Source organism: Chryseolinea sp. T2, assembly GCF_037203685.1.
Lineage (GTDB): Bacteria > Bacteroidota > Bacteroidia > Cytophagales > Cyclobacteriaceae > Chryseolinea.
Window position 1 is genome coordinate 483,942 of sequence record NZ_JBBCAU010000004.1, and the last position, 25,252, is coordinate 509,193.

Annotated in this window: 24 protein-coding genes; 17 read left to right on the forward strand and 7 right to left on the reverse strand. The window is 46.9% G+C overall.

What is annotated here, in order from left to right; all coding sequences use genetic code 11:
• The 4 genes from WBG78_RS16535 to WBG78_RS16550 all read left to right on the forward strand — a co-directional run bounded on the left by WBG78_RS16535 (position 1) and on the right by WBG78_RS16550 (position 2,005).
• Positions 1 to 777, forward strand: coding sequence for an SDR family NAD(P)-dependent oxidoreductase (locus WBG78_RS16535; protein ID WP_337327561.1), 777 nt, complete (start codon positions 1 to 3; stop codon positions 775 to 777).
• A 78-nt stretch (positions 778 to 855) separates the two neighbouring features.
• Positions 856 to 1,236 carry a hypothetical protein gene (locus WBG78_RS16540; protein WP_337327562.1) on the forward strand — a complete coding sequence of 127 codons (381 nt, stop codon included), beginning with the start codon at positions 856 to 858 and terminating at the stop codon, positions 1,234 to 1,236.
• Between the two features lie 17 nt (positions 1,237 to 1,253).
• Entirely contained in the window at positions 1,254 to 1,667 is a 414-nt protein-coding gene (locus tag WBG78_RS16545; RefSeq protein WP_337327563.1) for a PH domain-containing protein, read from the forward strand.
• Positions 1,668 to 1,828: 161 nt separating this feature from the next.
• A complete protein-coding gene (locus WBG78_RS16550) occupies positions 1,829 to 2,005 on the forward strand; it encodes a hypothetical protein (RefSeq protein ID WP_337327564.1) in 177 nt (58 codons plus the stop codon).
• A gap of 65 nt (positions 2,006 to 2,070) precedes the next feature.
• On the opposite strand, the gene WBG78_RS16555 is transcribed toward WBG78_RS16550, so the two are convergent.
• Positions 2,071 to 3,831 carry an ABC transporter ATP-binding protein gene (locus WBG78_RS16555; RefSeq protein ID WP_337327565.1) on the reverse strand — a complete coding sequence of 587 codons (1,761 nt, stop codon included), beginning with the start codon at positions 3,829 to 3,831 and terminating at the stop codon, positions 2,071 to 2,073.
• A gap of 135 nt (positions 3,832 to 3,966) precedes the next feature.
• Between WBG78_RS16555 and WBG78_RS16560 the strand changes: the two genes are divergently transcribed.
• Positions 3,967 to 4,836 carry a fumarylacetoacetate hydrolase family protein gene (locus WBG78_RS16560; RefSeq protein ID WP_337327566.1) on the forward strand — a complete coding sequence of 290 codons (870 nt, stop codon included), beginning with the start codon at positions 3,967 to 3,969 and terminating at the stop codon, positions 4,834 to 4,836.
• 220 nt (positions 4,837 to 5,056) lie between these two features.
• Positions 5,057 to 8,086: a CHAT domain-containing protein gene (locus WBG78_RS16565; RefSeq protein ID WP_337327567.1), complete on the forward strand. Its 3,030-nt coding sequence runs from the start codon at positions 5,057 to 5,059 to the stop codon at positions 8,084 to 8,086.
• Here WBG78_RS16565 and WBG78_RS16570 read toward each other — a convergent pair.
• The 3 genes from WBG78_RS16570 to WBG78_RS16580 all read right to left on the reverse strand — a co-directional run bounded on the left by WBG78_RS16570 (position 8,053) and on the right by WBG78_RS16580 (position 10,052).
• Positions 8,053 to 8,460 (reverse strand): hypothetical protein, encoded by a 408-nt coding sequence (locus WBG78_RS16570; RefSeq protein WP_337327568.1) that lies wholly within the window; start codon positions 8,458 to 8,460, stop codon positions 8,053 to 8,055. The two genes, WBG78_RS16565 and WBG78_RS16570, sit on opposite strands and share 34 nt — an antisense overlap.
• 280 nt (positions 8,461 to 8,740) lie before the next feature.
• Positions 8,741 to 9,484, reverse strand: coding sequence for a tetratricopeptide repeat protein (locus WBG78_RS16575; protein ID WP_337327569.1), 744 nt, complete (start codon positions 9,482 to 9,484; stop codon positions 8,741 to 8,743).
• On the reverse strand, positions 9,471 to 10,052 hold the full coding sequence (locus WBG78_RS16580) for an RNA polymerase sigma factor (protein WP_337327570.1): 582 nt from the start codon (positions 10,050 to 10,052) through the stop codon (positions 9,471 to 9,473). Before WBG78_RS16580 ends, WBG78_RS16575 begins: the two co-directional genes overlap by 14 nt.
• A gap of 262 nt (positions 10,053 to 10,314) precedes the next feature.
• Here WBG78_RS16580 and WBG78_RS16585 point away from each other — a divergent pair, with 262 nt between their 5' ends.
• From WBG78_RS16585 to WBG78_RS16600, 4 genes are all read left to right on the forward strand, one after another.
• Positions 10,315 to 10,512, forward strand: coding sequence for a helix-turn-helix transcriptional regulator (locus WBG78_RS16585; protein WP_337327571.1), 198 nt, complete (start codon positions 10,315 to 10,317; stop codon positions 10,510 to 10,512).
• A 248-nt stretch (positions 10,513 to 10,760) separates the two neighbouring features.
• On the forward strand, positions 10,761 to 11,474 hold the full coding sequence (locus tag WBG78_RS16590; RefSeq protein ID WP_337327572.1) for a TetR/AcrR family transcriptional regulator: 714 nt from the start codon (positions 10,761 to 10,763) through the stop codon (positions 11,472 to 11,474).
• 31 nt (positions 11,475 to 11,505) lie between these two features.
• Positions 11,506 to 12,756 carry a beta-ketoacyl-ACP synthase II gene (fabF, locus tag WBG78_RS16595; RefSeq protein ID WP_337327573.1) on the forward strand — a complete coding sequence of 417 codons (1,251 nt, stop codon included), beginning with the start codon at positions 11,506 to 11,508 and terminating at the stop codon, positions 12,754 to 12,756.
• 193 nt (positions 12,757 to 12,949) lie between these two features.
• Complete coding sequence (locus tag WBG78_RS16600; RefSeq protein WP_337327574.1) at positions 12,950 to 15,085, forward strand: copper amine oxidase; 2,136 nt, start codon at positions 12,950 to 12,952, stop codon at positions 15,083 to 15,085.
• Between the two features lie 69 nt (positions 15,086 to 15,154).
• Here WBG78_RS16600 and WBG78_RS16605 read toward each other — a convergent pair whose 3' ends face one another.
• Together WBG78_RS16605 and WBG78_RS16610 are read right to left on the reverse strand one after the other, a co-directional pair.
• The gene (locus tag WBG78_RS16605; RefSeq protein WP_337327575.1) at positions 15,155 to 15,913 is read right to left on the reverse strand and encodes an ABC transporter ATP-binding protein; all 759 of its coding nucleotides are present in this window, start codon (positions 15,911 to 15,913) and stop codon (positions 15,155 to 15,157) included.
• A complete protein-coding gene (locus WBG78_RS16610; RefSeq protein WP_443092787.1) occupies positions 15,910 to 16,650 on the reverse strand; it encodes an MlaE family ABC transporter permease in 741 nt (246 codons plus the stop codon). Before WBG78_RS16610 ends, WBG78_RS16605 begins: the two co-directional genes overlap by 4 nt.
• Before the next feature lie 67 nt (positions 16,651 to 16,717).
• On the opposite strand from WBG78_RS16610, the gene WBG78_RS16615 reads away from it, so the two are divergent.
• The 7 genes from WBG78_RS16615 (at position 16,718) to WBG78_RS16645 (ending at position 24,333) form a co-directional block, all read left to right on the forward strand.
• On the forward strand, positions 16,718 to 17,425 hold the full coding sequence (locus tag WBG78_RS16615; RefSeq protein ID WP_337327576.1) for an SDR family oxidoreductase: 708 nt from the start codon (positions 16,718 to 16,720) through the stop codon (positions 17,423 to 17,425).
• A 47-nt stretch (positions 17,426 to 17,472) separates the two neighbouring features.
• Positions 17,473 to 19,434, forward strand: a complete 1,962-nt coding sequence (ispG, locus tag WBG78_RS16620) for a (E)-4-hydroxy-3-methylbut-2-enyl-diphosphate synthase (RefSeq protein ID WP_337327577.1) — start codon at positions 17,473 to 17,475, stop codon at positions 19,432 to 19,434.
• Between the two features lie 75 nt (positions 19,435 to 19,509).
• Positions 19,510 to 19,698: a DUF6728 family protein gene (locus tag WBG78_RS16625; protein ID WP_337327578.1), complete on the forward strand. Its 189-nt coding sequence runs from the start codon at positions 19,510 to 19,512 to the stop codon at positions 19,696 to 19,698.
• Positions 19,699 to 19,768: 70 nt separating this feature from the next.
• Positions 19,769 to 20,086: an MmcQ/YjbR family DNA-binding protein gene (locus tag WBG78_RS16630; protein WP_337327579.1), complete on the forward strand. Its 318-nt coding sequence runs from the start codon at positions 19,769 to 19,771 to the stop codon at positions 20,084 to 20,086.
• 75 nt (positions 20,087 to 20,161) lie between these two features.
• Complete coding sequence (locus tag WBG78_RS16635) at positions 20,162 to 21,196, forward strand: hypothetical protein (RefSeq protein WP_337327580.1); 1,035 nt, start codon at positions 20,162 to 20,164, stop codon at positions 21,194 to 21,196.
• A gap of 17 nt (positions 21,197 to 21,213) precedes the next feature.
• Complete coding sequence (locus WBG78_RS16640; protein WP_337327581.1) at positions 21,214 to 21,801, forward strand: 2'-5' RNA ligase family protein; 588 nt, start codon at positions 21,214 to 21,216, stop codon at positions 21,799 to 21,801.
• A 159-nt stretch (positions 21,802 to 21,960) separates the two neighbouring features.
• Positions 21,961 to 24,333: an ABC transporter permease gene (locus WBG78_RS16645; protein WP_337327582.1), complete on the forward strand. Its 2,373-nt coding sequence runs from the start codon at positions 21,961 to 21,963 to the stop codon at positions 24,331 to 24,333.
• 12 nt (positions 24,334 to 24,345) lie between these two features.
• On the opposite strand, the gene WBG78_RS16650 is transcribed toward WBG78_RS16645, so the two are convergent.
• Positions 24,346 to 25,155, reverse strand: a complete 810-nt coding sequence (locus WBG78_RS16650) for a nucleotidyltransferase family protein (RefSeq protein WP_337327583.1) — start codon at positions 25,153 to 25,155, stop codon at positions 24,346 to 24,348.
• Positions 25,156 to 25,252: the final 97 nt, after the last annotated feature.

Below are 25,252 nucleotides of genomic sequence, written 5' to 3' on the forward strand. Positions count from 1 at the left end.
ATGTTTAGTCTTCAAGGAAAAACAGCGCTGATCACTGGTGCAGGAAGCGGTATCGGCAAGGCAATCGCGGAATTGTTTGCTCAACAGGGTGCACAGGTAATTGTGGCCGATCTCAATGCTTCCGCGGCAGAAGAAATGGTAAAAACAATTCAGTCAGGTTCAGGACGCGCGCTGGCGCTACCCGTGAATGTTGCTGAACAGGCCACATTTAAGTCGGCCGTTGATGGCATCATTGCTAAAGTTGGTCGCATCGATGTTCTCGTCAATAGTGCAGGTATATCTCACATCGGCAAGCTTGACACCACGTCTGAAAGTGATTTCGATCGCATTGTCCAGGTAAACATCAAAGGTGTTTACAATGCCATGCACTGCTTGATTGGGCACATGAAAGAGCAGGGTGGTGGTGTAATTCTGAACGTGGCCTCAGTGGCAGCAACTCTTGGGCTATCGGATCGGTTCGCATACTCTATGAGCAAAGGTGCCGTTGTGTCGATGACGCTTTCTGTGGCCAAAGACTATATCAAAGACAACATACGCTGCAATTGTATTTCTCCGGCTCGAGTTCATACCGCCTTTGTCGATGGTTTCCTCGCTAAGAACTACCCGGGACAGGAGAAGGAAATGTTCGAGAAGCTATCCAAAACTCAGCCGATCGGCCGAATGGGAAAACCAAGCGAAATCGCCTCTCTGGCTTTGTACCTTTGTTCGGATGAAGCTGCGTTCGTAACAGGAAGCGATTATCCGATCGATGGAGGATTCGTAAGGCTGAATACATAGGCGGTCATTGATTCGTTTTCTGAATGCTAAAATTCTGTTGGCAATCTAAGTTCTGCTATACATCATAATTCTGTTCCGTTGGCCGCCAAAATTTCGATTCCTGCAGATTGTGGTAACTCGCCAAGAAAGCGATTCATCAAGGACATCATCGTTGCCATTGCCGAAGGAGATGACGCTCAACTCCTGAAACTTATCACAAATGAACCAGAGTGGGATCTTGTCGGAAAATCGACGAAGACTCCTATGCCATTTGTCAAGACATTGGAGAAGTCAGCACTTTGGAATGCAAAAAGCACTACGATCAATACAATAATCACACATGGAACGGATGCTTCTGTAGATGGGATGCTAATTACTTTGAAGGGCTCATTGCTTGCGTTTTGTCACGTCATTTCTTTCGGCGGTGCGGGTGGGTTTAAGATAAAAAGTGTAAGATCGTTTTTGATCGCGATAGGTTAACCTCATAATCAACATCTGTGGTTGATCAATTATACAAGTCGAAAGTCAGTATCGGTCTCCTGCTGTTCGTAAGCGTTGCTTTAATTGTGCCGTCCGTCGTGCTGATATCGCACGGGGTTTGGACCGCATTGCTGGTGACTGTTCCAGCGGCTTCGTTTATAATAAACATGTATGCGGATACCAGTTATCGCCTAACTATAGATGGTCGGCTGATTATTCGATGCGGCTATTTTTACAAGGACGAAGTCAGGGTCAATGATATCAGGTCTGTAAGAAGCAGTAATAACATACTAAGTGCCCCGGCTCTTTCTATCGATCGGTTGGAGCTTATCACGTGTGATCGCGTTCTGTTGATCTCACCACGAGACAAACTTCAATTTGCAGAGCAATTGAAAGAAATGAATCCTTCGATTGATGTTCGGATTAATTGAACAATTAATTGTAAGGATTATCGGCGTCGCTTTGTTTTTAGTTAGCCAATGGTCAACATACATTTGTCTCAGCTTCCGGCCCGAGGCCCGATCTGATTTACGCGGTGGCCAGCGCGAACAACAGATCAGTTGTATGTTATTAACTCAAACCACAATTCTTTATGAATCGATTTCAGCATTTTCAGGAGCTCACTCAGGATGAGCAATCTTCTCTCACAGGAGGCGGTTTTGCGTATGATCTGGGTTATGCGATTCGCTTTCTTTTTATTGCCAACAGTGGTCCAGGAGGACCAGGTTACGCAATGACGGATTACTTTATCAACTATAAGCCGCGGTAAAGTAAGTGTCAGGCAGGTACCAATGCCTGCCTGATAATAAGTACTGGTGAAGTAAACATTACAACCTAGGCAACCTGTTCGCTGGTGACCTTTTCACCGATCTGCTGTCTCCACATTGCGTAGTAAAGACCCTTTTCAGTTAACAGGTCGTCGTGATTACCCGATTCAATGACATGGCCTTTCTCAAGAACATATATACGGTCCGCATGCATTACCGTAGACAGGCGGTGAGCGATGAGAATGGTAATGTGATCCTTCGCGGTAGATACATCCCGGATGGTCTCCGTGATTGCCTCTTCCGTAATAGAATCAAGTGACGACGTAGCCTCATCGAAAACTATGATGTCAGGCTGCCTTAGTAATGCACGTGCTATTGATAAACGCTGTTTTTCACCGCCTGAGACCTTCACACCGCCTTCGCCAATGAGGGTGTCAAGGCCTTTGTCTGCCCGGGCGAGCAACGACTGACAGGCCGCCTTGTACAAAACATCGAGGCATTGTTCATCTGTTGCCTCCGGCCGAACGAATAGAAGATTCTCACGAATAGTGCCGGCAAACAGTTGTGTGTCCTGGGTAACAAAGCCGATCTTTTCACGAAGCTCGTCGAGATCGATATTGCCACCAGGGATATCGTTGTAGTAGATCTTTCCTGTTTTAGGGGGGTAAAGTCCGACAAGCAACTTAACAAGTGTGGTCTTTCCGGAGCCGGACGGCCCCACAAACGCAATGGTTTCGCCGCTTCTGGCGGAGAAGTTAATGCCATTCAATGCATTGGTACTTGCCGATTGATGTTTGAACCCAACATTGTCGAATGTAAGTGCCGTGACTTTTCCTAAGGGTTCAGGATTAACAGGTTTCGCCTCTTTTGGAAGCTTAAGTATCCTGTCAAAATTCAGCAAAGAAACTTCGGCTTCGCGATACGTAATGATAAGATTGCCAAGTTCCTGTAAGGGGGTAAACAGGAAAAAGGAATAGAATAGAAAAGTGAAGTATTTACCCGCAGAGATGTCGTTGTCGAAAATCAGGACGAGTAGGATAACCACCATTACACTACGGATGAAGTTGACCGTTGTTCCCTGAAGGAAGCTCATCCCGCGGACATACTTGACCTTCTTCAGCTCAAGGCCAAGGATCTTGAAGGTAGTGTTGTTGAGACGCTTTATCTCCTGGTTTGCGAGGCCAAGACTCTTCACCAGTTCGATATTCCTAAGCGACTCTGTAGTGGATCCTGCTAGTGCAGTGGTTTCCTTTACTATGGTCTTTTGTACAGTCTTTATCTTTCTGCTTAACAGCCAGCTGGTAAGCGAGATGATGGGCACTGATGCGAAATATACCAAAGTGACTTTGTAACTAACGCTTAATGAGTAAACCACAACGAAAGCCATAGACACAGCGCTGGCAAACAAAACACTGATGAATGAAGTAATGAACTTCTCTGAGTCAGTCTTTACTTTTTGAAGAATGCCCAATGTTTCACCACTGCGCTGATCTTCAAAGGTTTGGTACGGAAGTTCCAGGGAGTGTTTCAGTCCATCTGCATACATTGTAGCTCCCAGCTTTTGGACGACGATGCTGGTAAAATAGTCCTGAAGATTCTTGGCGATGCGCGATACCATGGCTGCTCCAACGGAAAGTGCCACCAGATACAGAATGCCTTGTATGAATTCGCCGCGGGGCATATCGGTTTTCTTCTCGATGAAGTTGTCTACGATCTTACCGGTGATGTGCGGGTCAAGCAACGAAAAGACCTGGCTCGTGGCAGCCAGAAATAACGCCAGGGCAATGAGGCCTTTATAACTTTTAAGATAACCTAGAAGTATTTTCATATCGGAGGGGTATGTCAACGATGACATAATGTTAGCAACAATCGGGGAGGTCCACAGGTTCCAGGAACCCGAAAACTGTTTTTTGTATCAGTTTATTTTCCTTTTTTCACGTCTGGATCCACATTTACACAAATTATGAAACTCCTCAGATTTGGCGACCCCGGTAAGGAAAGGCCCGGTATTACGCTTCGCGACCTCATTTTCGATGTATCTTCATTTGGTGAAGACTTCGATGAATCATTCTTTGGTAGCGATGGACCTGCGCGGCTCAAAGCCTGGCTTTTGACTAATCAGTCACGGCTGCCTATGGTTAACAACACAACACGGCTGGGCGCGCCTTTTGTGAGACCTTCAAAAATTATCTGTATCGGCCTCAACTATATGAAACATGCGCAGGAGTCGAATATGCCCGCTCCTAAGGAGCCGATCATATTCTTCAAATCGACCACGGCATTAACCGGACCGAATGATGCGCTCGTGATACCCAAGAACAGTACAAAGACGGATTGGGAAGTTGAACTCGCATTTGTCATCGGAAAGCGCGCGAGTTATGTGGACGAAGCCCATGCCATGGAACATGTTGCTGGTTTCTGCTTACACAATGACTACAGCGAGCGTGAATTCCAACTCGAAAGGAATGGTCAGTGGGTGAAAGGAAAAAGCTGTGACACGTTTGCACCAATAGGCCCATGGTTAGTCACCACGGACGACGTCCCTAACTACAACAACCTGAAAATGTGGTTGAAAGTTAACGGTACCACGATGCAGGACGGTAATACAGATGACATGATCTTCAATGTTCCATTCCTTGTCAGTTATCTGAGCCAGTTCATGACCTTGCTGCCCGGCGATGTTATCTCAACAGGCACCCCTGCAGGTGTTGGACTTGGATTTAAGCCTCCTGTCTATTTGAAGCCCGGCGACGTTATCGAATTGGGCATTGAAGGACTAGGCACTCAAAGGCAAAAAGCGCAAGCATACTGGTCGCCGGCTGATTCACAGTGATCAATCACTGTGATCAGACACTTCGATCAAATAACGTTGATCTGAATAACCTGGCAGTTCTTAGCATCCGGACCTGAACGACGCAGCTACCGATAAGCATCCAACCATTGGGTACAAGACTCAGGCTCCACGGATCATCATTCGAAGAGTGGTGACTGTGATGTCATGTATGGTTAATTTGTTAACGTTCGAAAAGGCGATGAAATACTTCTAAATCGCCATGGTATCCCTATATTCAGGGATGAAGGTAACCACTCCGCTGCTGACGATTGCAGTAATTTTTGCTGCTGTGGGATGTCTTAACGCCCAGGACGCCGCGGACCTGTTAAAGCAGGCAGAGGTGGCTATGAATAGCGGTGACATGGATCGGGCATTTCAGGTGATGGGTGATGCCATGACTGAAGCGAAGACTTCGAAACAAACAGCGTTATACCTCCGTGCAGCCAATGGCGTGGCGCGATTGGGCCTCGACAGGAAAATCAACTACGAATCAGCATTTGAATCCACCAAGGATGCCGCCCGGACAGTTGCATTCAGTGCCGGCGATACATCCTTGGCCACTCTTTACTTCAATCTTGCACGATTTTATAAGGCCGACTACCAGGCAGACGAAGCTATTCAGTATTTTGAAAAAGCTGTCTCAATCTATCGGTCGTTGCAACCGGGCTCGCTGAAGGAAGCCAACTGCTATCACGGCCTTGGTGACGTGTATAAGTTTACGGTATACGATTTTCAACAAGCCGAAGAGTACTACGAGCGCGCCCTGGGTATACGCGAAAAACAACACTTCGCCGATACGATCGTCCTGTTTAATAACTACTATGGTCTTGCCGCCACCAACCGCTCACAAGACGATTTTGAAAAAGCACTATCGTATGGAACAGTAGCGGTTGCGTTGTCAAGGTCCCTGAACACGGTGCGCCAGGAGTTCGCCTTGAGTATGATAGCCAACATTTATCGCGACATGGGCGACCGCGAAGAAGCGGAACGATCCTATAACGAAGCTTTGCGCCTGAATGACATTACGGGCAATACAATGGCCCGGGCATCGCATTTTCAGAACCTGGCTGAAGCAATGCTGATCGACTCTGCGTACGATGATGCGCTTCGTTTTATCCAAAACGCCGAACAGCTGTACAAAAAAATGAACGAGAAGGACGAGCGCCTTTTGTTACACATGCTCGGACTGAAGGCTTCTGCCTACGCGCAAAAGAAAGATGCAGCAAACTTCGAGAAGGTGATCTCGCAGATATTCGCTGAATTAAAACGCACCGGAAGAATGCGCAGTGAAGAAGCCGGAAATACGTATCTCACTGTTGCCGAGTATTTCGGGCACCAGCAAAAATATTACTCAGCGGTCGACCAATGCCAGCTGGCACTAGTTGCCTCAATTCCTGGTTTCAACTCACTTGATACTAAGGACAATCCGACACTGTCAATGATCGGAAACAGCTTTAATGCTGATGAGATCATAGCGCGTAAAGGTGAATACCTCAGCCGTCTTTACCGGGCAACCAAACGTCCGGGCTACCTGAAAGAGGCACTGGCATGTCTTTATCTTGCCGAGCAATTGTTCTCAGAGGAACGGAACACATTGGATACCGAAGATGCGAAGTGGGCATTTCTGGATACGAAGTACGCAGTATATGAAAGCATCGTTGCCTCGCTTCATGAATCCTGGCTGGGAACTAATGATACCGATGTGTTGGCACAAGTGTTTCAGTTCTTTGAAAGAAGCAAGGCACGATCTTTGGCCGATGCGCTCGCGGCTGCCGAACGTGCGCGTTCGATTGGAGCAAATGATAGTCTATTGCGGGTCCATGGCCGGCTTAAGTCAGAAATATTAATGACCGAAAATCGCGTCAGTGATTTAAGCTCGAAGGGTGGACAGCAAATTGAAATAACACAATTGCGCGAACACCTTGTAATACTCGATCGTCAGCTTCAGGAATCCGTTGCCGAGATAGAACAGAAATTCCCCGGCTATTTCAACACAAAGTATGCCCGGGAATTTAGCCCGTTAAGTGATATTCAATCAATGTTAAAGAATGAACGACGGGTTATACTTGAATACTTCTGGGGAAGTGAATGGCTTTATGGTCTCGGGATATCGGGTGATAGTGTGACGTTTGAGCGTATAGGAAAAAGCGATAGCGTAGCGCTTTTGATAGATAAGCTGGTTGGACATCTTCATAATAATCATTCGACAGCAAGCCCTGAGATTTTTCAGACATTCACGAGTTCCTCCCATGGGCTCTATCAATTACTCATTAGACCGTTCGAATCATTATTGGGAACTGCTTCATTGCAAATAATACCTGATGGTCCTGTTGGGCACGTTCCTTTCGAAATTCTGTTGCTTCGTATGCCTGAAAAATCAAACGTCAACTATCGTGGCCTCGAATATCTGATAAAGTCACGGTCCGTTGGATACGCGTATTCTGCGGCCATGCTGCGCAAGGAATCACAACGCGTAGTGAAGCATCCCTCATTGCTTGCTGTTGGATTTACAGGTGGGCTAAAGGAACGCGCTGCCGATGACGATATGTTGGCCCTTGAAGAAATTGAAGGCGCCGAAAAGGAGTTGGATGCCCTGGCACTGCGCTTTAAAGACGGAAGGTTCCTGCGCGATAGCACGGCCACTGAATCAAACTTTAAGTCTCTGTCTCCCGAATACGACATCATTCATCTCGCCATTCACGGACGTGCGGACAAATCCAATGGATTTTCAGCCAGCCTTTTCTTCAGATCGAGAAACGATAGAGCTAACGACGGTGTCTTTCATGCGTATGAACTGTACAGCATGAGGCTCAAAGCATCAATGGCAGTTTTAAGTGCATGTGAGTCCGGTCTTGGAAAAGATTATCGGGGAGAGGGAATGATCAGTATGGCAAGTGCGTTCACATCGGCAGGTTGCGAGAACACCTTGATGAGTTTATGGAAAGTGAACGATCAGGCTTCCATCGCATTAATGACCGACTTCTACGCGGAACTGCTGAGCGGCGTACAAATAGACGAAGCATTGCGGGCTGCGAAGCTTCTCTATCTGGAGCGTGCTGATGAAATCACAGCAGATCCAAAATCATGGGCACCTCTGGTCGCCTATGGAAGTATGCACCAGATATTTGAACAGAATGATAACATGCCGCTGCTATATCTGGTGCCACTTACGCTTCTGGGTGGAGGTGTTTTTATTTACCTGCGTCGTCGAAAGTCTTACAAGCTTGGTGGCTCAAGGTCGCCATTGTAGCGTCTTACATAGCTAACATTGGCTGCTCCAGGACTTTCATGACGATAGTCGATAGAATCAATCTTGCCGAATGTAGGTTTTAAATTTTCTTCGTACTTACGATTCCATTTGGCCTCTGTGTTTGGGTTAATGGTAACCATACCGTTGTAAATCTGCGAGCGTCTTTCGATCTCGCCAAGTACGCGATCGAGGTCTTTTAGTATTGCCGCCAGTCCGGGGTAGGAGCTGAGGTACTCATTAATCGCAAGTATCCTTTTGTCAGGATTAAGATCCATGTTGAAGGAGATCTTGGAAACTTTTTCGCCCTCCAGGATAGCATCCACGTTCAGGTTGAACTTGATGGATGTGACCTTGCGTGATTTCGAAACTGCCATAAGAGAAGTTTTTTGTGGTTATAAATTGATTAAACGAAATTCAGAAATTTCAGTGCGTTTCTTGCACGCTGTTTCGGCTTACAGTTCAAACTTCATTCTTCAATCTTCACGCTTCAATCTTCACTCACTATCTTCGTAACACGAACTTCAACCTTTGAACACCAGGCGTCCTTTTTACACTGTCGGTTAGTCGCACCCTTTCTTCTAAGGATAGCTATCTGCTCTAAGCTACAAAGGGAAGCCAGCTAATTACTTACCAGAGTAGAGTAGGCCATCTTTCCTATTCAAGTTTTTCAAGGACACTTTTCGCCTTATCTGCGTATGAGGCGTCCGTTGCAGCTATTTGCTGAAGCAATGGAGTCGCCTGCGATTCATCTCCATTTTTCAGATAGGCAAGTGCCAGGAACCATTTTGCCTGCATTGATAATTCAGGCGACGTCCTGTTAAGTTCGGAGAAGTTGGCGATCGCGGCGTCAGTATTACCGAGAACAAGATTACAATTCCCAAGAAGTAACAATGATTCTGGATCATTTCCCCGTTCTAGTATTGCCCGGAATAGAGTGGCCGCACGGAAAAAGTCGCTCTTGTTATACGCCTTGAATGCCTCAGTCCTGTCATCCACCTGTTGTTGGCCGCGTACGGCGGGCTGGAAGACATTGGGATACGGACGGAAGTTGTCTTCGTATAGATCCTGGGTTGTAACGCTCGAAGTAAGTGCGAATCTCGCAACAATTATAATCGCGACTACGGCTGCGGCGAGAAGGTACCAGGTTCGGCTTCCTGGAATATTGCCTGAAGGTGCTATTGGATCTTTCAATCCTGCCTCGATTTTTTTGATCTGCTCAAGGTCGTCCTTAAGTCCCTGCATCCGAATAGCACCTATAATATACTTCTCCTGTTCGACGAGGGAGCGAAAGATGTCGTCCGTTTTCAAACGCCTCTCGAAGCTTTCCATTTCGTATTCAGACAAATCCTCGTCGAAATACTTTTCGATGAGTTCTATATCCTTATCAGTGTGGTTCATGACTAAAATAGGTTGATTGTCTTGACGTCTCGTCCGAGAACAGCTTTCGCAGGCGGGCCATGCATTTGCATTTCTGATTCTTCGCGGTGTCGGGATTCTTATAACCCAGCGCTTCTGAAATCTCGGTCATATTCTTTTTCTCAAAATAGAATAGCTCAACAATTCGCTGGCAGGGTTGTCCGAGTTTCTCGAGGGCAACTCTGGCTAAGGCAAACAATCCTTCATCCAGTTGCTCTTCGGGTTCGTCAATTAGATACTCCTTGAGCCATTTTTCCTTGGCGATAGGCACTATCCTCTTCTCCTTTCGTTGCCTTTCGCGCGCGAGGTTCTTGCCGATGCCAAACAAATATGTCTTAACGCTGCTAACGAGATTTAAAAGTTTTCCCGTTCTAACGTTGTCATAGAAGATCATGATCGTGAGCTGGTAGATATCCTTGCTATCATCCAATGAGCATTTAAATTCCTTGGTAATCCACAGAAGAAACTCGTCACGATAATTTTCATAGACCATAGCAAGTGCTTCGTTCCCCTGTGTCCTGATCTTCTCAATTAGACCCTCCTGACTCATGACAGCGTTCTTTATGTTAATCGAGCAAACAAGTAACCTTGTGGTTTGAAAATTCAGCGATGCAAAAAGACGAGGCAAAGAAGTTATAAACCGCATCGCGTCCGAAGTTAGGGTTTTTTCTGTTGAATAGGGCTTTTTTTGGGCGTAGCTGTCCTTTTTTGGGCGTTAAGGAAAAAATCTTCCGAACGATTGGGTTACAACGTCCCCCTACATACATGAAGTTCACTCACTAGAAAATACGAACCTTTTAAACATTAAAAGAATGAGCTCACTAACAGGCAAAGAAAAAGAGGTACTAGCCCTTATTTCCACGGGCTTAACCACAAAGGAGATCGCTGGTAAGCTGAACATTAGCTATCACACCGTTGAAACGCATCGGAAGAACCTGCTACGCAAATCAGAAGCTAAGAACTCTGCAGAACTTGTACAGATGGCTTATTCCCGGCAACTGATTGCCTGAACGCCGCTAATGTTTGTTCAATCTAATGCGCTGATACCGATCGGTGCATAATATTTTTCCGGGCATGAACCGGTTATCGTTGTGTGTGATTTGATGAACGTGCTTCGCGTTGATGCATGTCTATAGTTTAGGTTGGTTGCAGGGGCTGTCGTACGACGGCCCCTTCTTTTTGGGCAGCTAGTCTCAGAGCTATGAAATAAATATACCGATCGGTATATTTATTCTCTATTCATTCCTATATTTGCCTCGTGAAAAAGGCGTCGCGTACCGTTACAAAGGATTTAAAACCTTCTGTTGCAGAAGAAGTTAGCGAGGTTATTGCTAAGACTAAACGACGACGTGAAGCGGCTGGCGATACGGCCCTTCCAGTAAGCAAGTCTGAGAAAACAAAAGAGTTCATTCGAAAGCAGGCCGCTCCACTTTTTAACAAGCAGGGTTTTGCCGGCACTTCTCTCGGTGATCTTACTCATGCTACAGGGCTCACTAAGGGCGCTCTTTACGGGAATTTCAAAGACAAAGACGGCATCGCATTGGAGGCATTTGCTTACTCAATGCATAAAGTCAGGGACTTGATGAAATCACGATTGGATCCCGTCGTATCGAACAAGGAGAAGCTTTTTGGTTTACTCGATTTCTTTGGTGAATTCGTAATGCAGCCCCCAATTCCAGGGGGGTGTCCAATGATGAATTATGGCGTTGAGGCCGACGATGGCCAGCGGTTCATGCGAAAGCCGGTGGCAAAAGAAATGCAGTCGACCATAGACTTTATTCAGCTTTGCTTGGTGAAGGGAGTAAGATCTAACGAATTCAAGTCAACCACAGATGCTGCCGTGGTCGCACGCGTTATCTTTTGCGCCATTGAAGGTGCGATTGTTGTGTCGCGGGTAACAGCAACGCCTGCGCCTATGAGTGCCGTGGTAGCTCATTGCAAATCAGTATTGGATCAACTTAGTAGTTCATAATTTGCCTATTAAATAACATTTAAAGAGTGTCATGAAATCACCGAGAAGAGTAGTTGTCACCGGATTGGGCGCTGTTACACCACTGGGAAATAATGTGTCAGCATTTTGGAACAACCTGATCCAGGGCAAAAGTGGCGCGGCACCCATCACGCGTTTTGATGCATCACGATTTAAGACAAAGTTTGCTTGTGAAGTAAAGGAACTCGACCTTCTACAGCATTTTGAAAAGCAGGAGATCAGAAAGATAGATCCGTTTACCCAATATGCTTTGATCTCCTCCACAGAGGCGATCAAGGATTCAAATCTTGACGTCGATAAAGTAGACAAGACACGTGTTGGTGTGATATGGGGCTCCGGTAATGGCGGCTTCTACACCTTCCAGCAGGAAGTAATGGAATATGCAAAGGGCGATGGCACACCGAGATTCAATCCCTACTTTATTCCAAAAGTCATAGTCGACATCGCATCCGGGTGGATATCGATGAAGTACGGCTTTATGGGATTGAACTTTACAACGGTGTCGGCGTGCGCAACTTCAACAACTGCCATAATTGACGCGATGAACTACATCAGGTGGAACAAGGCCGACGTCATTATCACAGGAGGATCCGAAGCGGCCGTCAATGAGGCAGGAATCGGCGGCTTTGGTGCCTTGAAAGCATTGTCTACGCGCAATGAAGAACCGCATGCTGCCTCACGCCCATTTGATGTTGGACGGGATGGATTCGTAATGGGAGAGGGTGGAGGAGCTTTGGTACTTGAAGCGTATGACCACGCCATCGCAAGAGGCGCCAGGATCTATGCAGAAGTAGCGGGCGGTGGCATGTCTGCCGATGCCTATCATCTTACCGCGACCCATCCAGAGGGAGCCGGTGCAATGCTCGGAATGCGGTGGGCACTTGAAGATGCAGAGTTGAAGCCCGCTGACGTTGATTATCTCAATCCACATGCAACATCAACTCCCGTCGGCGATGAAAGCGAAATGAAGGCGGTTTCAAAATTCTTTGGTGACCATATTTCGAAACTTCAGATCAGTGCCACGAAGTCGGCAACAGGACACTTGCTGGGTGGTGCCGGTGCTATCGAGGCAATCATCTGCATCAAAACCATTCATGAAGGGGTGATGCCAGCAACAATTAACACTACCAATATTGATCCAACGCTCCCACAGGGTCTTAATATTATTACCGGTGCGGCGAAGAAACAAATAGTGAACGTCGCCATGAGCAATACGTTCGGCTTCGGCGGACACAACGCAACGGCTGTGTTCCGTCGCGTTTAGCAACTCGAATAGTGTGTTTGCCAGCACGGGGCGGTTTCCAGGTTTCCTTAGGCTGCGTCATGAGGTTCCGAAAACGTTGTATGTTCCCCGGAGACCGACGTTGTTCTAATATTAGGTGTGAATGTTTGAAGGCGATGACCTGAATACGTATCTTCAGTAACTCATCCCTATTCCTAACCTAATAAAGCCCCCAATGAAATCACTTTACTGCCTCAAGTTCAGGCACGGGATTGCCGCCGTGCTTGTACTGGTAACCTTAATTTTTAGTGCCAGTTGCTCCAGGCAATCGGGACCAGCTCCCGTAGCAGACAAACCAGCCATACCTTTGCACCCGCTGAATCCACTTGATACAAACGAAATCAAACTGGTGAAGGAGGTTCTGCTTGGCGAAGGCAAAATCGATACTACTTATCGGTTTTATCTCATCAACTTAAATGAGCCACCGAAGTCGGAAATGCTCGCTTATAAAGATGGTGATGAATTCCGGCGTGAAGCTTTCGTCTCTGTTTACGAACGCGCTTCCAACAAAACGTATGAATCAGTCATCGATCTGAAAAGCAGGAAAGTGCTCTCGTTCGTTAACGTTCCAGGTGTTACGCCCGGAGCTTTTCTTCGCGATTCGGTCGCGGACGAATTACTGAAGAATGACGAAGCCTGGATGGCAGGACTCAAAGCACGTGGAATACATCCTGATTCCGTGTCGACATCAATAGTTTTTGCAGGCGACATGGGCATCGCTCCACCCGATCACCGCGAACTTATTTGTGCTCCCGAATACAAGAACAAAAAGTACAAGGAGCTACTGGTCGACGGTCTGGTGGCATACGTCGACCTCACGGATTCGAAAGTACTTAAAGTTCTCGACGACGGTGGCAAAGGTTTTTACAAGCCGGAGGACATCGGATACTTTGATGCGGATTCCGGTGAAGTGTTGCTTCCTAAAACAAAGCCGCTCAAAGTCTCCCAGCCGGAAGGCACAACGTATACGGTAGACGGCTTCCAGGTCACTGGAAAAAGCTGGTCGTTCAGAGTGGGACTTCACAACCGCGAAGGACTTGTAATTTATGATGCAAAGTTCAATGACAACGGGATCATGCGGCCGGTAGTTTACCGCGCATCGCTTGCTGAAATGTATGTTCCCTATGGTTCAACGGATTTAACTCATGCTGCCTGGAATTACTTTGATGGTGGTGCATATAGAATGGGGCAGGCCTGGCCCAAACACATGAATGCATTGAAAGCTGGAGCTGACGTTCCTGAGAATGCATCATTTCTCCAGGGGATTTTCCATAATGAGAAAGGTGTGCCAGCCTACATGGACAGCATGATAGCCGTGTTCGAAGAGTCTCCAGGGCCGATTACCCGCCATGGTACGTTTGCCCACGATGCACGAAATATTGCAGTAAAATACTTTACTCAGATCGGGAACTACGACTATGGCTTTAAGTGGATCTTCCGTGAAGATGGTACCATCGACCTCAAAGCTGAACTTACAGGTATTGTAGGAATTAAAGGCGTAAACCGTACAACGGACTTGCCAGGCGCCAGCGATGATTCCTTTAACGGTATATATTACGGTACTCTTGTGGCCCCTCATGTTGAAGCCGTGAATCACCAGCATTTCTTCTCATTCCGTCTGGATCTGGATGTCGATGGACGTGAGAATATCGTCGAGGAAATGAACACCGTCGCCCTTCCGGCCAGCGCCTCAAATCCATGGAACAACGCTTTCATTAAGCAGATGTCGCTGATCAAAACAGAAGCCGAAGGCCAGCGCAACATGAACAATGCGACGAATCGTCATTGGATGGTCGCTGATGCAAAGGCTGTAAACTCGCTGGGACAACAAAAGAGTTATGTGATCATGCCCGGGCACAACGCTAGTCCATTGGCGGCACCAGGTTCCGGTCCGCGAAAGATGGCTGACTTTCTGGAGAACCAGTTTTGGGTAACAGCCTACAAGGAACGTGAAGCATATCCTGCTGGTGATTATCCCAATACGCGTGGGCTACTGGACGGGCTGCCAAAGATGGTGCAGGACAATGAAAGCGTTGAAGGGAAAGACGTTGTTCTCTGGTATAATATGGGCATTACACACATTGTTCGCCCCGAAGACTGGCCGGTCATGAACGTCCACACCATTGGATTTTCATTGGTTCCATTTGGATTCTTTGATAAGAACCCGGCAGCAACAACAAAAACAACACCCGAACGTCCCAAAGTAATTGTCATGGATAAGCCTGTTCCGCCAGATTTTACCAAGTGCGTGCCCCTTCCACAGGAAAAGAGCGCGATGATGCAACCTAAGCCAAAGCGCACGAAGGGATAGATGACAAAAAGAGGGGCCGAAAGGCCCCTCTATAATTATCAATTATCAATTGTAAATTATCAATTACCCTCAAAGCTTCTCCGCCTTCCTCAGCTCCTTCATTACCTTATTAGCGAAAACAAAATCATCCAGCTCTTTCACGCCCGAGTGAGTGATGTCGTTCTTATTTCCATCCCAAAGTTTCTTGCCCTTATATAAGAACATAATTTTTTCTCCGATACCCATAACAGAGTTCATATCGTGCGTTACCACGATTGTCGTTATATCCAGATCTTCGGTAAGGTCGAGGATCAGTTCGTCAATGAGAATGGAAGTTTGGGGATCGAGTCCGGAGTTCGGTTCATCACAAAACAAATAGTTTGGTGTATTCACAATCGCCCGTGCAATGCCGACACGCTTCTTCATACCACCGCTGATTTCCGATGGCATTTTCTTGTTTACGTTCTCGAGCCCTACGCGCTTAAGACAAAAGTTTACCCGTTCAATCTTTTCGGGATACGACATTTCAGTCAATACACTCAGCGGAAACATTACATTTTGTTCAACGTTTTTAGAGTCGAACAACGCACCGCCCTGAAACAGCATTCCGATTTCACGTCGCACTGCAATGATTGTGTCGCGATCACTTCCAAAGAAGTCGCGGCCATCGTAAAAAGCTTTTCCCGTGTCGGGATGGATAAGGCCGACTATGCATTTCAGCAACACACTCTTTCCGGTACCGCTGGCCCCGATCAGCAGATTAGGCTTGCCTTTTTCGAAGACACCCGATACGCCCGCCAGTACGACCTTGTCAGCAAAGGATTTCGATATGTTTTCAATAGCAATCATGATCCGCTCAATAACAGTTGTGCAAGTAAATAGTCAGCGATGAGCAGAGCAATTACACTGCTGGTAACAGCCTGGGTGCTCGATATACCAACTTCTAATGCGCCGCCCTGCGTGTTGTACCCTTTATAAGAAGATATTGATGATACAAGGAAGGCAAACACAAAGGATTTGATCAACGCAAACGTAACGGTGAATGGATTATAACTCGAGCGCAGGCCATACACATAGTCATCGGCCGTAATGATTCCGGTAATTGTTCCGGCAAGATATCCACCAACCATACCACACACACCTGCTACAATAACCAACAGTGGATACATCAGAATAGATGCAATAACCTTCGGGAGAACCAGGTAGGAAATGGAATTTATGCCCATTACTTCAAGTGCATCTATCTGTTCCGTTATGCGCATAGTGCCCAGACCGCTGGCCATCGCTGAGCCCACTTTACCGGCATATATGATTGCGATAATGGTAGGTGCCAGCTCCAGCACGATCATTTCACGAACCACCTGTGAGATTACATACTTTGGTATGAAGTCGCTCACCATGTTGAAAGCGGTCTGCACTGTAGTTACTGCGCCCATAAACGTCGACACCAGAGCAACCAGAAACAATGAACCAATACCAATGGTTACGCATTCGTCAATGACCAGCTTGTAATAAGTTTTGAATCGTTCGCGATTGACAAAAAGTTGTCCTAAAAAAATGAAATACTGTCCAAACTCCCTGATCATAGACTACTTTAACCCAAGGCAATTACTACCTTGCGAAAGATACCCAAAAAATTAACATGTAGTTGTTATGCGGAAACTCATCATCGTCACCGGGGGAAGCAAGGGTATCGGTCGGGCCATTGTTGAAAAGTTTATGGCACAGGGATTCGACGCCGTGACCTGTTCACGCAATCCTGATCATTTACTGGCAGTTCAAAAGGCTGTTAAACAGCGTTATCCGGAATCGACGCTTCATGTATTTAAGGCCGATCTTGCAAAGTTCGGTGATGTTAAAAACTTCTGTGAGTTTGTTGCTGGCCTGAGCAGGCAAATAGATGTACTCGTAAACAATGCCGGTTATTTTGTACCGGGAAAAATTGTTTCGGAACCGGATGATACGCTTAGCCAGATGATCGACGCCAACCTGTATAGCGCATATCACACAACGCGTGGCCTGATGTCGCTGGTTCGTCCCAGTTCAGGCAGCTATATTTTTAACATGTGCTCAATCGCAAGCTTCATGGCTTACCCTAACGGAGGATCTTATGCCATCTCCAAGTTTGCATTGCTGGGCTTTTCTAAGTGCCTTCGGGCAGAATTGAAGAACGATGGAATTCGTGTCTCTGCAATAATGCCCGGAGCAACCCTCACCGACAGCTGGTCTGGAACAGAGCTTCCTGACGACCGATTCGTCAAACCGGAAGACGTTGCCGACACGGTATTTAACGCCTTTTCATTGTCGCCACGGGCCGTAGTTGAAGAAATCATAATTCGCCCTCAGCTTGGCGACATTTGAATGCGTTTTCTTCATTTTCGGGTTAAATTTGAGGAAAACATTGCTTTGTGAATGCACCTGTCGCGGCACCAATAAGTTATTGCAACAGTCTGGTTAATTACAGCCGTCGTCAAACGATTGAAGTGCCAATCGGAGATGTTCCTATGGGCGGACATCATCCAATTCGAATTCAATCGATGACGACCGTAGATACGATGGACACCGAGGGATCAGTGGCACAAACAATCAGGATGATTGAAGCTGGTTGTGAGTATGTTCGCATTACCGCTCCGAGTGTTAAGGAAGCTCAGAACCTGGCCGAGATTAAAAAAGAATTGCGTCGTCGCGGATATAATACGCCGCTCGTTGCAGATATTCACTTCACACCTAATGCTGCGGAACTTGCAGCCCGCATAGTTGAAAAGGTCCGGATTAACCCGGGTAACTATGCAGACAAGAAACGATTCGAGACAATCGATTATACCGACGCCTCATACAACGCAGAGCTTGATCGTATACGCGACAAATTCCTGCCGTTAATAAAAATATGCAAGCAATACGGTACAGCCATGCGCATTGGAACGAACCATGGTTCGCTTTCAGACCGCATCATGAGCCGTTACGGAGACAGCCCCTTAGGCATGGTCGAGTCTGCTCTTGAGTTCCTGCGCATTTGTGAAGACGAGCAGTACTTCAATATCGTCTTGTCGATGAAGTCCAGCAACCCGCAGGTAATGGTGCAGGCATATCGCCTGCTCGTAAATCGCCTGCAGGAAGAGGGACTAAAACCTTATCCTTTGCATCTGGGAGTAACCGAAGCCGGTGATGGTGAAGACGGCCGTGTTAAGTCGTCTGTTGGGATTGGAACATTGCTCGAAGATGGACTGGGTGATACTATCAGGGTTTCTCTCACAGAAGAGCCCGAGGCCGAGATTCCAGTAGCCTATGCGTTGGCACGCCGCTACGACAACCGCCCGGGTCATGCTTCTATCCCTCCCTATACACGATATCCGATTACTCCATTTGAATACAATCGCAGATACACTCGACAGGTCGTCAACATCGGAGGGGAGCATCATATTCCGCGTGTGATCGCCGACTATTCATGGAAAGATAAAGTTACACCTGCTTCGCTGTTTGGCGTTGGATACCATTACTCAGTTCCCCTCGATAAATGGAACATCGCTGATATGGCTTGCGATTACATTTATCTTGGCGATAATTCGGTGGACTTTGAGATCCCCGGAACCTTAGGGTTGATCTACAACTACTCCACATGGGAAAAAAATCAATCTCGGGATCGTGCCTATCCGATGTTGACGATTGAGCAATACGTGGGTAGTAAAAGTTCAGCTGTGTTGAATTTTGTTCAGGCGACGATCACTGATCTCTCTGTTGAGTTCATAGACAGGCTCAAATCCGATCCAACTGCAGTGTTAATTATTGATACTAAGAATCAACATGGAATGGCCGAGCAACGGCGTCTGGTTGCCATGCTGATGGAACACGGCTGTGATGTGCCTGTGATCATTGGCCGTTCATATGATGCGATCTCTCCTGAACAATTGCAACTCTGGGCGGCTACTGACATCGGAGGGCTGTTAGTTGATGGCCTGGGCGACGGCGTGTTTATTCGCGCTCATGGTTCTGCTTCTGACAAACAGATCAACGAGACGGCATTCAATATCCTCCAGGCTACACGCACACGCATATCCAAGACCGAATACATCTCCTGCCCGTCGTGCGGGCGCACCTTATTTGATCTGCAGGAGACAACTGCAAAAATCCGTTCGCGTACGAGTCACCTGAAAGGAATTAAGATCGGAATCATGGGATGTATTGTAAATGGCCCGGGAGAAATGGCCGATGCCGACTATGGTTACGTAGGATCCGGTCCGGGTCGCATTACCCTTTACAAAGGGAAGGAAGTCGTTCGGCGAAACGTGCCCACAGCGAAAGCCGTCGACGAGCTTATAGATCTCATTCGGGAACACGGTGATTGGATTGAGCAGCAGGAAGCCATCGCGTGACAGAATGGTCCGGCTATTCGCGAATGACGAACGAAATTGATTTAAAAGAAGTTAACGAATAAAGACAACCTGGATATGGAAGCAAAGAAGAACGGGTTGAAGGAGTTCTTTACATTGGGTGAAGTGGGCAGATACTTCTTTCGCAGAAAGGATCCGTCACGCCCAAGCAACATCAACATAAAAATGATGCATGGTATCAACAAGATTTCTATCATCATATTCTTGTTGGGAGTGTTGTTCATCATTCTCAAAAGAATCCTTTAATCTGAAGTAAAGACATAGCAGAACCCTCTCTGAAATGGATCTCGGTAGCTTTAGGAATTTCTGCCTTTCGATGAAAGGAGTTACAGAGGAGTTTCCATTCGGTGAGGAAACCCTGGTGTTCAAGGTGATGGGCAAAATGTTTGCCCTAACCGATGTTAACTTGTTTACCGGGGTAAACTTAAAGGTTGAACCTGAAACAGGTGTGGAGTTACGGGAGCGCTTCGCTGAAGTGAGCCCCGCATACCACATGAACAAAAAGCACTGGATAACAGCCGAAACAACGGGGTCTATTTCAGATAAACTCTTGCGCGACTGGACGCTGAATTCTTACAATTTAGTCGTTAAGGGACTTACTAAAACCCAGAAACAGGCGTTAGAGTCGATGTAGCTTGGGAATCAAGCGATTAGCGGTTCGCTGGTTTGGCTTATTTTTCCGTAATTTTGAACGATTTGACCCTTTTAGATGGCCAGGCCATTTTTTGCTTTAATTAGTTTATGCCTGCTATTCAGCGCGTGTACGCAACGGACAATTTGCCCTGCGTTCCAGAGCGCGTATATCTACGATAAAGAGGCTCTCCGCAAGAAATTCAGCTATTTCCTGGAAGATTCTACCCCTAAGATCCTTACTGCCAGCAAGAACCGTTATCTGGTAGCCGAGCCGGTTTCCTATAGAAAGAAGCTTCGCAGCATGAACACGGTTGTGATGAAAGATGTCAATCCTGTGCTTCCGGACTCAATGAAGGTAACTGAAGAAGGCCTTTTAGGCGAAGATGGCGCCACAGGCGAGGATGGTGTTGTTCCGGGCGCAGAGCTTGATCTTGCCGCCCGTTCTGTCATTGATAGCACATATATCGTCGATGTTCCTCAGGACGAGGGCGACACGACTGATGCCGACGAAGGCATATACATGATCTCGAAAGACAAGGAAGTACGGATGCTCAAGTACCATACTCCCGACACAGCTAGACTTGATCCCGCGACAGGCAAATATGTCGCCAAAACACCTAAATACGAAGTTGCCGACATCCGCTTCAATGTGGAGCAGGATAACTACATGTGGTATCTGCGTAAGAGCCTGGTATTACCGGACGTAAGACTGGCGCAAAACATGCAGGCCCAGCAAAACGAGGAAGCCAAAAAGGAGAAGAAGGGCTTAAAAGGTTTCTTCCAGAACCTGTTTAAGCGCAAGAAGAAGGACGCACCGGATTCGTTAGAGACAGCTCCTAAGCCCGTTGAAGAATTCGACTATGTAGACGAGAACGAGGTTGAGACGCCAACCGCGAAACCTGCTGAACAACCTGCCAAAAAGAAGGGCTTGTTTGGAAAGAAGAAAGCGGCCGAGGCTGAACCTGCACGAGATATTCCTGCTACTTCTGGTGGCAGAACAGAAGAATCAGGTAAAAAGAAAGAGAAGAAGAAAAAGGAGAAGAAGTCCAAAGACTCAAAACCGAAGGATGATGCTGCTCCCAAAGAAGAGGAAGATGACGACGGCTTCTAAACTCTGAAGGTTATTTCATGCCGCGGTTTGCCATCGACGTTGTAATACTTCTTCCGCCGCCCGTAGTGGACCTGGCAATCGCCTGGAACAGGAGATTGTCCCTCTTGTCAAAGCAATCTATTGAGCTGAATAATATCGATTTGCTTCCGCATATTTCATTGCTGATGGGATGTGTGGATGGTCACAACCTGCACGCCGCTGTAGGTTTGTTGCAAAGCGTTTTTAAAAATACACCATTGATGACCCTGGATGTTATGGGCCTTAAGTTTACAGAGGATAGCCATCCCGTTGCAGTATTGGATATTCGGCCGTCTTCGTCTCTTCTGGCATTGCAGCAATCATTGTTGGTCAAACTTGGCCCATTGATGACGCAGGATGCGACTGAAGCAGATTTATACGGTGCTCCACCCGACAGCGCTTCAGCAGTCAAATGGATCAATAGTTTTAGAGAAGAGCAGGTTGGATTGAAGTTCTGGCCGCACGTAACACTGGGTCACGGAAGGATAGGGGAAACACAGGAAGCGTTTTCGTTCACGCCCGATCGTCTGGCAATTTGTCATCTCGGCAAACACTGCACATGCCGGGACGTACTCGGCTTCGTATAGAGCTCGATTCATCGTTTCCAATGTCCATTTCCAGGGTCCGCATTGTTCATGATTGAACGTCCACTGGTGGGCACCTTCTCAAAACGCACTGATTTTGGATGCTGCACCCCTGTCCGCATAAAGGCATCGTTGTTGTAAGGCAGTGCGAAATCCTGAACTATGTTACGACACAACCTGCTCATCGTCTTTCGTAGCCTGAAGCGCTTCAGAATGACGTTCGTTATTAATCTGCTCGGTCTTTCTACCGGCCTTGCATGTGCCCTGCTTATCTACTTATGGGTAAATGATGAATTGCTGATGGACAAGTTTCATGACAAGGACGATCGGTTGTTTCAGGTTATGACAAACGTGCAGGAGAACGGAGTTTGGACCACCGATGCTACAACAGGACCACTCGCCAAAGCCCTCGCCGATGAAATTCCCGAGATAGAATATGCAACAACGGTTGCTCCTCCAAACTGGCGCGGATTTGACCGGTTTATTGTTTCAACCGATCAGCAAAATCTAAAAGCCACGGGCGAGTACGCGGCAAAAGACTATTTCAATATTTTTTCCTTTGAGCTTACTATCGGAGACCCCGCGCAGGTTCTCTCCGACAAAAACTCCATCGTCATATCCGATGAGCTGGCATTAAAGTTATTTAAAACGGCAAGCGACGCCGTGGGTAAAACCATAGACGTGAATCATGAGCGACAATACATTGTTTCCGGAATTTTCAATAAAGTGTCGCCTGCTTCATCAGTACGTTTCGACTTCGTTCTTCCATTCGAATCCTATCTGGACATTGCTCCCCAATACAAGTCGTGGGATGATTTCGGGCCACTTACTTTTCTTGCTGTAAAGGAAGGCACCGACATCGAAGCATTCAACACAAAGATCAAAGACTATTTTAAAGTAAAGCTCGGAGGCAATGACAACGCGCCACAACTATTGGCTACACGCTACTCGGACAACTACCTGCATGGCAATTTTGTGAATGGTGTTCAGTCCGGAGGGCGTATTTCATATGTGAAGTTGTTGTCTGCCATTGGCCTGTTCATAGTAATCATAGCATGCATTAATTTCATGAACCTGTCGACGGCGAAAGCGACGGTAAGAATAAAGGAAGTCGGTGTAAAGAAAACTCTTGGCGCCGGCCGGAAGCGATTGGCTGCACAGTTTATCGGCGAGTCTATGACAATGACACTGGTGTCGTTGTTCGTGGCGATGAACCTTGTCGCCTTGTTACTGCCCCAATTCAATATTATCACAGGAAAAGAACTTACACTTACCCTGAACGCACAACTCATTGCAGCACTGCTTGGTATTACCATTATGACCGGACTATTGGCGGGAAGCTATCCTGCTATCTATCTGTCTGGATTTAATCCGGCGACAGTATTGAAGGGTAAATTGAAGAGCTCAGCGGGTGAGGTTTGGATCCGCAAGGGCTTGGTCGCCTTTCAGTTTACATTGTCTGTAGTGTTGATTGTATCCGTATTGGTTGTGTATAAACAGATCGAATTTGTCCAGAACATAAACCTTGGATATAATAAAGACAATGTAGTCTACTTCGATGTAGAAGGACGCGTAAAAGATAATACGTCTACATTCCTGGAGGAAATCAGGCAGGTTCCCGGAGTGCTGAATGCGGCCAGCACCACCAGCGATATGACCGGACATAGCTGGTCGGTAGGCTTCGACTGGGAGGGAAAAACAACCGACGAAAAGGTACGTGCCGAGTTGATGGGTGTAAATCCCGATTTTTTCGAAACGGTTGGACTAGAAATAAAACAGGGGCGTTTCTTTTCGAAGGACATCGTAAGCGATACTACCAGAGTAGTTATAAATGAAGCAGCCGCCAGGATCATGGGATTTGAAAATCCGATTGGTAAGTTGGTCAAGGGAATGGCGAAGATGGAAGTGATTGGAGTGGTGAAAGATTTTCATCTTGAATCACTACACGAAGAAGTAAAGCCTCAGCTGTTCTTGATGCACAGGAGAAACTTTGCAACACCCTCGCTCGTGATGGCACGGATTGAAGGTGGACGTGAAAGAGAAACGCTGGAACGTCTTGATAAATTCTATAAGGCTTATAACCCAGGTTTCCCCCTCGACTATACATTTCTTGATGATGATTATCAGGCGCTGTATGTTGCCGAGCAGCGCGTGTCTACCCTCTCTAAATACTTTGCTGGCCTGGCAATCATAATATCTTCGCTTGGTCTGTTCGGACTCGCCGCCTTCACGGCTCAGAGAAGGACCAAAGAAATCGGCATTCGGAAGATCCTCGGCTCAACTGATTTTGGCATTGTACGTATTCTCTCCGGCGATTTTACAAAGACAGTTTTCGTGGCAATCGTAATCGCACTGCCTTTAAGCTACTTTATCGCACGGGAATGGCTTGGGAGTTTCGCGTACAGGATCGAACTTAAGTGGTGGTTCTTTGTTGGGTCAGGTTGCCTCGCGCTGATTATTGCCTGGGGCACAGTAGCGCTGCAAACTGTGAAAGCATCACGCGTGAATCCAACAGATTGCTTAAAGGAAGAGTGAGTTCGTGAAACATCATTTCATCGTGGAGGCCTGTTGCGACATTTGAGTCTGTGCAGCAATCAGCTCGGATGGTGTGCCGATATCCCTTACAAATCCCTTATCGAAGATCACATGCTCTACGCGAAGGTTGTGATCTATTGCCGCCTGGAATATGTGATTCATCACATATTCCTTTCCATCGCGGGCCTTGAATTGTTTATTTCTGATCGCCGAAGCCAGGTATTCATTCATGAAGGCAGAGAACTTTGGCGTCCACACGGCGATTGACCAGCCCAACCGTTGCAATTCAGATGGAGGTTCGGGCACGGCTACTACATTCATCCTGCCATCGGCTCCGAACGAACATATGTCCCACCGCTGATCGGGACGAATAGGGAAGACCCCCAGTGCGACATCAGCACCTGTTTCTTTTTGATGGTCAATCAATGTCGTAAACGCGTCTATGGGTTCAAAGAGAATATCCGGGTAACCAAATGCTATCATATTGTCCCTGATAAAGGGATAGGCCTGATCTAAAGTAAAAGGATGGCCATGTGGATGGTTCATAATCAGATAGGCTATATCCATGTTAACCATGTCGCCGTGACCATAATATTGAGGAATGTCCCACTTACCCTTTCGTAAAATGAAATAGGCTTTCTTTAGCCCAGCAGCAGCATAATGTTCGAGAAGATACTGGCTAACAACTTTTGGCTTTACGGCACCGGATTCGTCGTATCGCCAGCCGATAGGAAAGAGCTCTTTACTGCAGGGGAGAGGTGATATTCTTGTGGCATGTCCTCCCGCAGGGATCAGCCCAACTACTTCGATATCTGTTTTCATTTCGACTTGAAGATACGAAAAGTCAACCTGGATTCAGTTTTCGCTGCAGTTGTTCGTTTATCCGACAGCAAAGACTAATGCTACTTCAGGTTGCAAT

Excerpts from the sequence above, each read along its gene's own strand:
- WBG78_RS16585 (WP_337327571.1), top strand. The coding sequence starts at position 10,315 with ATGAGCTCACTAACAGGCAAAGAAAAAGAGGTACTAGCCCTTATTTCC.
- WBG78_RS16605 (WP_337327575.1), bottom strand. The coding sequence starts at position 15,913 with ATGATTGCTATTGAAAACATATCGAAATCCTTTGCTGACAAGGTCGTA.
- WBG78_RS16625 (WP_337327578.1), top strand. The coding sequence starts at position 19,510 with ATGGAAGCAAAGAAGAACGGGTTGAAGGAGTTCTTTACATTGGGTGAA.
- WBG78_RS16550 (WP_337327564.1), top strand. The coding sequence starts at position 1,829 with ATGAATCGATTTCAGCATTTTCAGGAGCTCACTCAGGATGAGCAATCT.
- WBG78_RS16615 (WP_337327576.1), top strand. The coding sequence starts at position 16,718 with ATGCGGAAACTCATCATCGTCACCGGGGGAAGCAAGGGTATCGGTCGG.
- WBG78_RS16555 (WP_337327565.1), bottom strand. The coding sequence starts at position 3,831 with ATGAAAATACTTCTAGGTTATCTTAAAAGTTATAAAGGCCTCATTGCC.
- WBG78_RS16610 (WP_443092787.1), bottom strand. The coding sequence starts at position 16,650 with ATGATCAGGGAGTTTGGACAGTATTTCATTTTTTTAGGACAACTTTTT.
- WBG78_RS16645 (WP_337327582.1), top strand. The coding sequence starts at position 21,961 with ATGTTACGACACAACCTGCTCATCGTCTTTCGTAGCCTGAAGCGCTTC.
- WBG78_RS16650 (WP_337327583.1), bottom strand. The coding sequence starts at position 25,155 with ATGAAAACAGATATCGAAGTAGTTGGGCTGATCCCTGCGGGAGGACAT.
- WBG78_RS16565 (WP_337327567.1), top strand. The coding sequence starts at position 5,057 with ATGGTATCCCTATATTCAGGGATGAAGGTAACCACTCCGCTGCTGACG.
- WBG78_RS16575 (WP_337327569.1), bottom strand. The coding sequence starts at position 9,484 with ATGAACCACACTGATAAGGATATAGAACTCATCGAAAAGTATTTCGAC.
- WBG78_RS16570 (WP_337327568.1), bottom strand. The coding sequence starts at position 8,460 with ATGGCAGTTTCGAAATCACGCAAGGTCACATCCATCAAGTTCAACCTG.
- WBG78_RS16580 (WP_337327570.1), bottom strand. The coding sequence starts at position 10,052 with ATGAGTCAGGAGGGTCTAATTGAGAAGATCAGGACACAGGGGAACGAA.
- WBG78_RS16535 (WP_337327561.1), top strand. The coding sequence starts at position 1 with ATGTTTAGTCTTCAAGGAAAAACAGCGCTGATCACTGGTGCAGGAAGC.
- WBG78_RS16640 (WP_337327581.1), top strand. The coding sequence starts at position 21,214 with ATGCCGCGGTTTGCCATCGACGTTGTAATACTTCTTCCGCCGCCCGTA.
- WBG78_RS16560 (WP_337327566.1), top strand. The coding sequence starts at position 3,967 with ATGAAACTCCTCAGATTTGGCGACCCCGGTAAGGAAAGGCCCGGTATT.
- WBG78_RS16630 (WP_337327579.1), top strand. The coding sequence starts at position 19,769 with ATGAAAGGAGTTACAGAGGAGTTTCCATTCGGTGAGGAAACCCTGGTG.
- WBG78_RS16600 (WP_337327574.1), top strand. The coding sequence starts at position 12,950 with ATGAAATCACTTTACTGCCTCAAGTTCAGGCACGGGATTGCCGCCGTG.
- fabF (WP_337327573.1), top strand. The coding sequence starts at position 11,506 with ATGAAATCACCGAGAAGAGTAGTTGTCACCGGATTGGGCGCTGTTACA.
- WBG78_RS16635 (WP_337327580.1), top strand. The coding sequence starts at position 20,162 with ATGGCCAGGCCATTTTTTGCTTTAATTAGTTTATGCCTGCTATTCAGC.